6 protein-coding genes and 2 pseudogenes are annotated in these 10,793 nt (G+C 71.1%); 4 read left to right on the forward strand and 4 right to left on the reverse strand.

All coding sequences use genetic code 11. The features are described from left to right. From R6V09_RS34945 to R6V09_RS34960, 4 genes and pseudogenes are all read right to left on the reverse strand, one after another. Positions 1 to 1,975: serine/threonine-protein kinase (locus R6V09_RS34945; RefSeq protein ID WP_317885481.1), on the reverse strand; the 1,975-nt coding region annotated here is incomplete at its 3' end. Further along, a pseudogene (locus R6V09_RS34950) lies at positions 1,957 to 2,917 on the reverse strand (oxygenase MpaB family protein). The pseudogene R6V09_RS34950 and the gene R6V09_RS34945, both read right to left, overlap by 19 nt. A gap of 10 nt (positions 2,918 to 2,927) precedes the next feature. After that, entirely contained in the window at positions 2,928 to 4,106 is a 1,179-nt protein-coding gene (locus R6V09_RS34955) for an acyl-CoA dehydrogenase family protein (protein WP_317885482.1), read from the reverse strand. A 345-nt stretch (positions 4,107 to 4,451) separates the two neighbouring features. After that, a complete protein-coding gene (locus tag R6V09_RS34960) occupies positions 4,452 to 4,817 on the reverse strand; it encodes a ferredoxin (RefSeq protein WP_317885485.1) in 366 nt (121 codons plus the stop codon). 156 nt (positions 4,818 to 4,973) lie between these two features. Here R6V09_RS34960 and ppk2 point away from each other — a divergent pair, with 156 nt between their 5' ends. The 4 genes and pseudogenes from ppk2 to R6V09_RS34980 all read left to right on the forward strand — a co-directional run. Then, positions 4,974 to 5,777, forward strand: coding sequence for a polyphosphate kinase 2 (gene ppk2, locus R6V09_RS34965; RefSeq protein WP_317885483.1), 804 nt, complete (start codon positions 4,974 to 4,976; stop codon positions 5,775 to 5,777). Between the two features lie 22 nt (positions 5,778 to 5,799). Continuing rightward, complete coding sequence (locus R6V09_RS34970) at positions 5,800 to 7,545, forward strand: SulP family inorganic anion transporter (RefSeq protein WP_442810210.1); 1,746 nt, start codon at positions 5,800 to 5,802, stop codon at positions 7,543 to 7,545. Positions 7,546 to 7,790: 245 nt separating this feature from the next. Further along, positions 7,791 to 10,529, forward strand: a complete 2,739-nt coding sequence (locus R6V09_RS34975) for a ricin-type beta-trefoil lectin domain protein (protein WP_317885484.1) — start codon at positions 7,791 to 7,793, stop codon at positions 10,527 to 10,529. Between the two features lie 120 nt (positions 10,530 to 10,649). After that, positions 10,650 to 10,793: pseudogene (locus tag R6V09_RS34980) on the forward strand (RpiB/LacA/LacB family sugar-phosphate isomerase); the annotation flags it as partial.

A 10,793-nucleotide genomic window follows, 5' to 3' on the forward strand; every position in this document is an offset into this window, starting at 1 on the left:
CGCCGAGGACGCGCTCGCGGATGGCGCACACGTCACGGGACTCGGCGAGGGCCTCCTCCCAGCGACCGAGGCGCCCGAGGTTGACGCCGAGGCCGTGGCGGGCGCGGAGGGTCTCGGGGTGGGCGGGGCCGTGGACGCGGGTGCGGTCGTCGATCAGGTCGCGGTACAGCTTGAGGGCGTCGGCGCTGCGGCCGAGTCGGCCGAGGCTGATACCGATCTCGTAGCGGGCGGCAAGGGTGTCGGCGTGGTCGGGACCGAGCGCCTGGGCGCGGGCCTCGGCGACCTCGCCGTAGGTCTGCAGGGCCTCCTGCCATCGGCCCAACTGGCCCAGCGCGTAGGCCACTTCGTAGCGGGTGACCAGGGTGTCCGGATGGCCGGGGCCCAGTACGCGGGCGCGGGCGGCGGCGACCTCGCAGGCCATGCGGTACGAGTCCTCCAGGCGGCCGAGCCGGCTGAGGTTGAAGGCGAGGTTGTGGCGGCAGCGCAGGGTGTCGGGGTGGTCGGGGCCCATGGTGCGTTCGCGGGCGGCGAGTACGGACGTGTACACCTGGTGTGCGTCGAAGTGGCGGCCCAACTGGCCCAGGACGTAGGCCATTTCCTGCCGGGCGGCGAGTGTGTCGGCGTGGTCGGCGCCCGACGCCCGTTCCCTGGCGCGGGCGACATGGGTGTACTCGCGCAGGGCGTCGGCGGCGTGACCGGTGCGGCTGAGGGTGAAGCCGAGTTCGTAGCGGCTGGCGAGGGTGTCGGGGTGGTCCGGGCCGAGGAGGTGGGTGCGTTCGGCGGTGACCGCGCGGTGCACCTCGCCGGCCTCCGCCCAGCGGCCGAGGCGGCCCAGGCTCAGGCCCGCGTTGTGGCGTCCGGCCAGGGCTTTCAGGACCTCCGGGGGCGGCGCGGACGGTGATTCCGGTGCGGGTTTCTCGGTGTGGCCGGTGGCCGGGCGGGCGATCCACTCGCCGGTGAGGCCGGCCCCGGCGTCCGGCGGGGTGGTGCGCAGTCCGGCGCCGGTCGCCTTGTGCCCGGTGGTCATCCCCCGCGTCCAGGACGGCAGGCGTGCCTCGCGGGACACCGGTTCGGGCGAGGGCAGTTGGGGACGCGGGGTCACAACTGTCGGCACGTACAGGGGTGTCGTACGGCCCATGGTGATACGGCGGCCCAACTCGCGTGCGTCGTGCGGGCGTTGCTCGGGGAGCTTGGCCAGCAGGTCGAGGATGGCCTTCTCCAGGTACTCGGGCAGTTCGGGGCGCTGGGTGCGAGGCGGGCGGGGCGGGGTGTCGCGGTGGCCGATGAGGATGGCCCAGGCGTCGCCGAGGTCGAACGGCGGTGCGCCGGTGGAGAGTTCGTACAGGACGCAGCCGAAGGAGTAGAGGTCGCTGCGCTGGTCGACCTCGGAGCCGCTGATCTGTTCCGGCGACATGTAGTGCGGGGTGCCCATCGCGATGCCGGTGCCGGTCAGCCGGGAGGTGAAGCCGATGTCGGCGCCGAGACGGGCGATGCCGAAGTCGCAGATCTTCACCGTGCCGTCGCTCAGCCGCATGATGTTCGCGGGCTTCAAGTCCCGGTGCACGATGCCCTGTTGGTGGCAGTAGGCGAGGGCGGAGGCGACCTGCTCGGCGATGTCGACGACGTCGCCGACGGGGAGAGGACGCTGCTGGTTGTCCTCCAGGACCTGGCAGAGGTTGCGGCCGTCGAGGAGTTCCATCACCAGGTAGAGGATGCCGTCGGACTCGCCGAAGTCGTGGACGACGGTCACCCCGCGGTGCTGGAGCGCTGCGGCCACCCGGGCCTCGCGCCGGAACCGCTCGCGCAGGACGCGGGTGAACGCCTGGTCGTGGTGCGGGTTCAGCGGCTTGAGGCACTTCACGGCGACATGGCGCCCCAGCGACTCGTCCCGCGCGCGCCACACCTCTCCCATGCCGCCGCGCCCGATCAGATCGAGCAGCCGGTAGCGGCCCTGGATCAGCCTGCTGTCCCCCATCTCCCGCGATCGCCCCCGTCGGTGTTCGTCCCGCCCTCCCCTGGCTCGTCCAGTATGGCGAGCGATCGTCCGACTTTGTACGGGGCGGGCCGGGAGCCGGGGCCGAGCCGTGACATGGCGCGAATGATGTGCTTGGGGGGGGAGTTGCCAGCGCACATGTGCGGGAACGCAGCGCAGCAGGGTGCCTGCGACGCGCAGTCGCCGGGTGACGGTGGCGGGTGCGGGGGCCGGTCTGCCGTACAGCCGGTGGGCGTACGGCGGCAGGGAGGCGTACGCCAGGTGTGCCACGCGCCGCCAGAGCAGCTCGCGCGCCGGGACGACGAGGGGGTGCGTCGGTGGACGGAGCAGGAAGTCGTCCACCGCGCGTGCCTCGGGTCCGGCGGCGAGCGCGGGCCCGACCTGCTCGAAGTAGGCGGCCAGTTCGGCCCGGTCGCCCGGTACGGCGGCGGGGTCGAGGCCCACCAGGCGGGCGCTCTCCCGGTGTTCGGCGAGGTAGCGGTCGGCCTGGGCGTCGGTGAGGCGGAAGCCGGAGCGGCGCAGCACGTGCAGATACGAGTCGATCTCGGCGCAGTGCACCCACAGCAGCAGCGCGGGTTCGTCGATTCCGTACCGCTCCCCCGTGTCCGGGTCGGTCGCCCCGAGCATGCTGTGGATCTTCCGCACCCGGGCGCCCGCCTTCTCGGCGGCCTCGGTGGTGCCGTAAGTGACGGTGCCGACGAAGTTCGCGGTGCGCATCAGCCGGCCCCAGGCGTCGCGCCGGCCACTCTTTTCACGATCGAACGCGGTCGAGTTCTGCATGACTCCGCGGACGGCTCGCGGGTGCAGGGCCTGGAGGTAGAGCGCGCGGACGCCGGCGACCCACATCATGGGATCGCCGTGCACCTGCCATGTCACGGAGTCCGGCCCGAACAGCCCCGGGTCGCCCGTCCCAGGGGCGTCCATGCCCCGCAGGCTAACGCCGTACCCTCGGCATTCCCAGACCGATCCACGAGATGATCTCCCGCTGGATCTCGTTGTTGCCGCCGCCGAAGGTGAAGATCACGGCGGAGCGGTAGCCGCGTTCGAGTTCGCCGTGCAGGACGGCGCCCGCGGAGCCCTCCTTCAGGGCGCCCGCGGCGGCGGCGATCTCCATGAGCGAGGCGTAGGCGTCGCGGCGGGCCTCGGAGCCGTAGACCTTGACGGCGGAGGCGTCCTGTGGGGTGAGGGTGCCTTCCTGGACGGCGTTGACCATCTGCCAGTTGAGGAGTTTCATCGCGTCGAGCCTGGCGTGGGTGCGGGCGAGGAGGCGGCGGACCCAGGGGAGGTCGACGACGCGGCGGCCGTCGGCGAGTTTGGTCTCCATGGCCCAGTGCTGGACGTCGTGCAGGGCGCGGATGGCCATGGTGCCGTGGGCGGCGAGGGTGACGCGTTCGTGGTTGAGCTGGTTGGTGATCAGGCGCCAGCCCTGGTTCTCCTTGCCGACGCGGCGCGACACCGGGACCCGGATGTTCTCGTAGTAGCTGGCGGTGGTGTCGTGCGAGGCGAGGGTGTTGATCACCGTGCAGGTGTAGCCCGGGTCGGCGGTCGGTACCAGGAGCATGGTGATGCCCTTGTGCGGCGGGGCCTCGGGGTCGGTGCGGACGGCGAGCCAGACCCAGTCGGCGGTGTCGCCGTTGGTGGTCCAGATCTTCTGCCCGTCGACGACGTACTCGTCGCCGTCCCGCACCGCGCGCGTCTTCAGCGCCGCGAGGTCCGTACCGGCCTCGGGCTCGCTGTAGCCGATCGCGAAGTCGATCTCGCCGGAGAGGATCTTCGGGAGGAAGTACGCCTTCTGTTCGTCGGTGCCGAACTGCATGATGGTCGGGCCGACGGTGTTGAGGGCCATCAGCGGCAGCGGTACGCCGGCCTGCGCGGCCTCGTCGAAGAAGATGAACTGCTCCATCGGCGTCAGCCCGCGTCCGCCGTACTCCTCGGGCCAGCCGACGCCGAGCCAGCCGTCCGTGCCGAGCCGGCGGATCGTCTCGCGGTAGTAGCGCTTCTGGGCGGCGGGGTCGGCGTAGCGCGAGTAGGCGTGGTCGGGCACCAACTCGGCGAAGTAGGCGCGCAGTTCGGTACGCAGCCGCTGCTGCTCGGGCGTGTATTCGAGATGCACGGCGCCTCCAGGCTCCCCAAGGCCGGTCCTGACGGCGCACACCGTAGAACGTGTTCCAGAAATTGGGAATGGCGAGGCTGAGATGCCCGGTAATGCGTGTGACGTCGACCGGAAGTCGGCCCTTCCCGTTCCGAGTCGGCCGACGGGCGGGCGCGTGATCAGGCGGGCAGCGGACGCTGTCAGCACGGGTTCGAGCTGGGCCCCGAGTCGGCCCACATGGTCGGCGTCGGCGAGGACGGCCGGACCTCTCCCCGCGGCGGGTTCTGGATCTGGTAGCGAGGGCGGCGGCGATCCGGAGTGGCCGACCGTCCGTCGGCCGTGGTCCCAAAAGGGCCCAGCAGCGCGTCAGTTCAACGTGGCCAGGAACTCCTCGCACGCCCGCGCGCAGTCCCGGCACGCCTCCGCGCCCGGCCCCGCGTCCGGCCCCGCGTCGAAGAGCTGCGCGCACTCCAAGCAGACGAGCAGGCACCACTTGGTCTGCAGGCGGAGGGCGGACTCGTCCTGGAGGTTCTGCTCGGCCAGCATCCGGCAGGTCGCGTCGCACACCTCCCCGCACCACAGCGCCTTCTGCCGTACGAGTGCCTCGTGGTCGGTGGCGTCCGGATCCGTGCGGCTGACGCGCAGCACACAGGCCCGCGCGCACGCGGTGCAGGCCTGTGCGCAGGCGAAGCGGTCCTCCAGGAACCGGACGAGCTCCTGCTGGGTCGTCATCGCTGTCACGGAGTCCGGGTTGCCGCCGGCGGCCCGCGCAAACCCGGCGGGCGGGTGTCCGGGGGTGCGCGGGCGCCCGGCGATCAGTACGGTGCTGTCCAGGTGTTCGACCTTGGACACGGGAGACTGCGCACGTCATCGAGGGGTTGAGGCGGCATGGCCGGCAAGAAGGCGGCAAAGCTGCCGCGCACGATGTACGAGACCGAACTGCTGCGTCTGCAGACGGAGTTGGTGAAGCTCCAGGAGTGGGTGCGGGCCGAGGGGACCCGGCTGGTGATCGTGTTCGAGGGTCGGGACGCGGCGGGCAAGGGCGGCACCATCAAGCGCGTGTCGGAGCATCTCAACCCGCGTGTCGCCCGGATCGCCGCGCTGCCGAAGCCGACCGACCGGCAGCGCACCCAGTGGTACTTCCAGCGGTACGTCGAGCATCTGCCGGCCGCCGGGGAGATCGTGCTGTTCGACCGCTCCTGGTACAACCGGGCCGGCGTCGAGCGGGTGATGGGCTTCTGCTCCAAGGAGGAGTACCAGCTGTTCCTGCGCCAGTGCCCCATCTTCGAGCGGATGCTCGTGGAGGACGGGATCGTGCTGCGCAAGTACTGGTTCTCGGTGAGCGACGCCGTGCAGCAGGACCGGTTCCGGCGCCGGCTGGAGGACCCGCTGCGCCGCTGGAAACTGTCACCGATGGACCTGGAGTCCATCACCCACTGGGAGGCCTACTCCCGGGCCAAGGACGAGATGCTGGTGCACACCGACATCTCCGAGGCCCCGTGGTACATCGTCGAGAGCGACGACAAACGCCGGGCCCGGCTGAACATGATCGACCACCTGCTCGGCTCCCTCCCCTACCACGAGGTGACGCCGCCGGTCCTCGAACTCCCGCCCCGCCCGCCGTCCACCGGCTACGAGCGCCCGCCGCGCGACCTGCAGACCTACGTCCCGGACCACGCGGCGAGCCTCTGAACCGGACAGGTCGAGGAACACCGTGTCCCACAGCCCGGGCGGGCGCCGCGTGGAGTGGCGGCGTCTGACGCCCGGAATCGCCGCGCTGGCCGGATACCGGCGTGCCTGGCTGCGCGGTGACCTGCTGGCCGGTGTCACGGTGGCCGCGTATCTCGTCCCGCAGGTGATGGCGTACGCCGGGGTCGCCGGGCTGCCCCCGGTGGCCGGCCTGTGGGCGATCCTGCCCGCACTCGCCCTGTACGCGGTGCCGGGCTCGTCCCGGCTGCTGTCCGTGGGCCCCGAGTCGACGACCGCGCTCATGACGGCGACCGTGGTGGGCCCCCTCGCGGCCGGCGACCCGGGCAAGTACGCCACACTCGCCGCCGCCCTCGCGGCCACGGTCGGCCTGCTGTGCCTGGCCGCGTGGGCGGTCCGGCTGGGCTTCGTCGCCGATCTGCTCTCCCGCCCGGTCCTGATCGGCTATCTGGCGGGCGTGGCCCTGATCATGATCGTGGACCAGCTGCCCAAGCTCACCGGGGTACCGACGACCGGCTCGGCCTTCTTCCCCCAACTCTGGTCGTTCGTACGGCACTTGGACCATCTCCACGCGCCCACACTGCTGTTCGCCGCCGTCCTGCTCGCGTTCCTGTTCACGGTGGCGCGCGTGTCCCGGGCAGTGCCCGGTCCCCTGCTGGCCGTGGTGCTGGGCACAGCGGCCGTGGCGGTCCTCGACCTCGACGACCGGTACGGCATCAAGGTGATCGGCCATGTCCCGGCGGGACTTCCCACGGTCGGACTGCCGGACCTCACCGAACTGCCCCACCTGGTGCTGCCCGCGCTCGGTGTCCTGCTCGTCGCCTACACCGACTTCATCCTCACCGCCCGCGCCTTCACCGGTGGCGACGCGGACGAGGGTCCCGGTCTCGACGCCGACCAGGAGTTCCTGGCGCTGGGCGCGGCCAACCTCGGCGCCGGTGTCCTCCACGGCTTCCCGGTGAGCAGCAGCGCCAGCCGCACCGCGCTGGCCTCCTCGACGGGCGCCCGCAGCCAGGCCTACTCGCTGGTCGCTGGGGCGGTGGTGCTCGCGGTCCTGCTGTTCCTGAGCCCCCTGCTGTCCCGCACGCCCGCGGCGGTGCTCGGCGCCCTCGTCGTCTACGCGGCCGTCCGCATGATCGACCTCACCGGCTTCCACCGCCTCGCCACGTTCCGCCGCCGCGAACTCCTCCTCGCCCTCGGCTGCCTGGCCGGAGTCCTCGCCCTGGACATCCTCTACGGCGTGATCGTCGCCGTGGGCCTGTCGGTGGCCGAACTCCTCACCCGGGTGGCCCGCCCGCACGACGCCGTCGAGGGCCTGGTCCCCGGTATGGCCGGCATGCACGACGTGGACGACTACCCGCAGGCCCGCACCGTCCCCGGCCTGCTGGTCTACCGCTACGACTCACCGCTCTTCTTCGCCAACGCGGAGGACTTCCGCCGCCGTGCGCTGGCCGCGGTCGGCCAACAGGCGGTGCCGGTGCGGTGGTTCGTCCTCAACACCGAGGCCAATGTGGAGGTGGACATCACCGCCCTGGACGCGGTCGACGAACTCCGCCGCGAACTCACCCACCGCGGCGTCGTGTTCGCCCTGGCCCGGGTGAAGCAGGACCTCCGCGACGACCTGGAGGCGTACGGGCTGGTGGCATCGGTCGGCGAGGACCACATCTTCCCGACCCTGCCGACGGCGGTGGCCGCGTACCGGGAGTGGAGCGGCGGGGCCGACAGTCAGGGAACGGCGGGTTCGGCGACGTAACGGGCCGAACCCGCGTCGGCAGCAGGCGAGTTGGCCGGAAGAGTGCTGCCCGGATCACCGGTCCGTACTTCAACAGGTATAGACCCTTGACTCCAATTCAACACGTCTCCACACTGTCGCACAAACCTCCACGGACAGCTCCGCCGACTCGCGCTGAGAGCGCTCTCCGAGGCTGTCCTCACCCCCCGCTGGAGAAGGACGAAGCCGTGCGAAGAACCTTGAGAAACCTCCTGCCCTTGTGGGTCATGGCCCTTGTGGCCGCACTCTGTTCGGTCGGCGCGCAGCCGGCCCGGGCCGCCACCGCGGCGGCCACCACGATCACCGTGGACGGCGCTCAGAGCGGTCGGACGTTCGACGGAATCGGCGCGATCAGCGGCGGCGGGGGCAACTCCCGTCTGCTGCGCGACTATCCGGCCGCCCAGCGGTCGCAGATCCTGGACTACCTGTTCAAGCCGGGTTACGGCGCGAACCTGCAGTTGCTGAAACTGGAGATCGGCGGCGACGCCAACTCCACCGACGGCGCCGAGCCGTCCATCGAGCACACCAAGGGACAGATCAACTGCGACGCGGGATACGAGTTCTGGCTCGCCGAGCAGGCCAAGGCCCGTAACCCGGACATCAAGCTGTACGGTCTGGCCTGGGCCGCCCCGGGCTGGATCAGCGGCGGGTTCTGGTCCACCGACACCATCAACTACCTGATCTCCTGGCTGGGTTGTGCCAAGCAGCACGGTCTGCCGATCAGCTACCTCGGCGGCTGGAACGAGCGGGGCCACGACGTCGACTGGTACATCCAGCTGCGGTCCGCGCTCGACAGCGCCGGATACGGCTCCGTGCAGATCGTCGGCGACGACTCGGGCTGGAGCGTCGCGGACGACATGGCGAGCAACTCCGCATTCAACAACGCCGTTTCGGTCATCGGCGCCCACTACCCCTGCGCGGGCGGTGACGGCGGCAGCGCCGACACCTGCTCCAGCAGCACCACGGCGAAGAACAACGGCAAACCGCTGTGGGCGTCGGAGAACGGCTCCCTCGACATGGACTCCGGCGCCCCCGCGCTGATCCGTTCGATCGTGCGCGGTTATGTGGACGCCAGGATGACCGCGTATCTCAACTGGCCGCTGGTCGCGGCGATCTACCCCAACCTGCCGTTCAGCACGGTCGGCCTGGCCACCGCGAACTCGCCCTGGTCCGGCAACTACGCGATCGGCGAGGACACCTGGGCGACCGCTCAGGTCACCCAGTTCGCCCAGCCCGGCTGGAAGTTCGTCGACTCCGCGTCGGGCTATCTCGGCGGCACCGAGTCCAACGGCACCTACGCGACGCTGAAGTCGCCGAACGGGTCCGACTACTCCACGGTCCTGGAGACCACCACCGCCGGCGCCGCGCAGACGGTCGACGTCCAGGTGCGGGGCGGTCTGTCCACCGGGGCGGTGCACGTGTGGGCGACCCGGGTGAACAGCCCCAGCCCCGCAACCGACTTCGTGCACACGCAGGACATCACCCCGACCGGGGGCGCGTACTCGCTGACGCTGCAGCCGGGCTGGATCTACACGGTCACCACGACCACCGGCCAGGGCAAGGGCACCGCCACCGCACCCGCCGCCCACGCCCTCGCGCTGCCCTACAGCGACACCTTCGACAGCTACGCCACCGGCACCGAGGCCACGTATCTCTCCGACATGCAGGGCGCGTTCGAGTCACGTCCGTGCGCCGACGGCCGGTCGGGGCAGTGTGTGCAGCAGGTGACCCCGGTCAAGCCGATCGAGTGGCAGGACGACTCCGACGCCTTCTCGCTGCTCGGCGACCCGACGTGGACCGACTACACCGTCAAGGTCGACGTGAACCTCCAACAGGCGGGCACGGTCGAGCTGTTGGGCCGGGCCAACACCCAGAACCGGCCGCAGAGCCACCAGGCCGCCTACCTGCTCCGGGTGAGCGACACCGGTACCTGGTCCATCGTCAGGAGTTCGGCGGCCGGCACCCTGACCACCCTGGTCTCCGGAACCCGGGCGGCGCTCGGCACCCACGCGTGGCACACGCTCTCCCTCGGTTTCTCCGGCGACCGGATCACCGCCACCGCCGACGGCGCCAACCTCGGTGCCACGGACGACAGTTCGCTCTCGGCGGGACAGATCGGCGTCGGTGTGGTGGGCTACCAGACCGACCAGTTCGACAACCTGTCCGTCACCGCGAACCTGCCGGGCAACCACGCCGGCATCCTCAAGGGCCGCCAGTCCGGCCTGTGCGCGGACGTCCCCGGGGCGAGCCGGACCAACGGCACCCAACTCGCGCTCTGGGACTGCAACGGCGCCACGAACCAGGCCTGGACCCTGACCCCGGCCGGCCAACTCACCGTCTACGGCGGCGCGAAGTGCCTGGACGCCAAGGGTGGCGCCACCACCGACGGCACCCCGGTGCAGATCTACGACTGCGACGGCACCGCCGCCGAGAAATGGACCGTGAACAGCGACGGCACGGTCGTCAACCCCGCCTCGGGCAAATGCCTGGACGCCACGGCCGGGGGCACCTCGCCGGGCACCCTGCTGCAACTGTGGACCTGCACCGGCGGCACCAACCAGAGCTGGCTGCGCGGCGCGGTCTCGGCACCCCTGAAGGGCCAGGAGTCCGGCCGCTGCGTGGACGTCCCGGGCGCCAACCAGACCAACGGCACCCAGCCGGCCCTGTGGGACTGCAACGGCGGCACCCACCAGACCTGGACCTCCACGGCCACCAACCAGCTGACCGTCTACGACTCCAAGTGCCTTGAGGTCACCGGCGGTGCCACCGCCGACGGCAGTCCGGTGGAGATCTGGGACTGCAACGGCGGCGCCCACCAGCAGTGGCGGGTGCGTTCCGACGGCAGTGTCGTCAACGTCGGCTCCGGCAAGTGCCTGGACGCGGTCGGCCATGGCACGGCCAACAGCACGGCACTGGAGATCTGGACCTGCACCGGCGGCGCCAACCAGAACTGGCGCCGGTCGTAGCCGTCGTCGGTCCCCGCCGGGTCGTAGGCCATGGGTCTGTTCCTGGTCGCGACCCGGCGGGGGCCGCTCCCGCGTGTGCGGAGATGGCACGGAACCCGTCCGCTGAGTAGCCTCCGGGACATGCGGATCTCTGTTTCCTCGGACATGGACGAACCTGTGGCGCGCGCCCTCGTCGCCGAGTTGCGCGAGCGTGGCCACGAGGTGCTGACGCACGGGGCGCTGCGGCCCGGGGACGACCCGCAGTGGGCGGTCTGCTCGGAGGCG

The sequence above is a fragment of the Streptomyces sp. W16 genome (assembly GCF_033194735.1).
GTDB lineage: Bacteria > Actinomycetota > Actinomycetes > Streptomycetales > Streptomycetaceae > Streptomyces.

Excerpts from the sequence above, each read along its gene's own strand:
- ppk2 (WP_317885483.1), top strand. The coding sequence starts at position 4,974 with ATGGCCGGCAAGAAGGCGGCAAAGCTGCCGCGCACGATGTACGAGACC.
- R6V09_RS34975 (WP_317885484.1), top strand. The coding sequence starts at position 7,791 with ATGGCCCTTGTGGCCGCACTCTGTTCGGTCGGCGCGCAGCCGGCCCGG.
- R6V09_RS34960 (WP_317885485.1), bottom strand. The coding sequence starts at position 4,817 with ATGACGACCCAGCAGGAGCTCGTCCGGTTCCTGGAGGACCGCTTCGCC.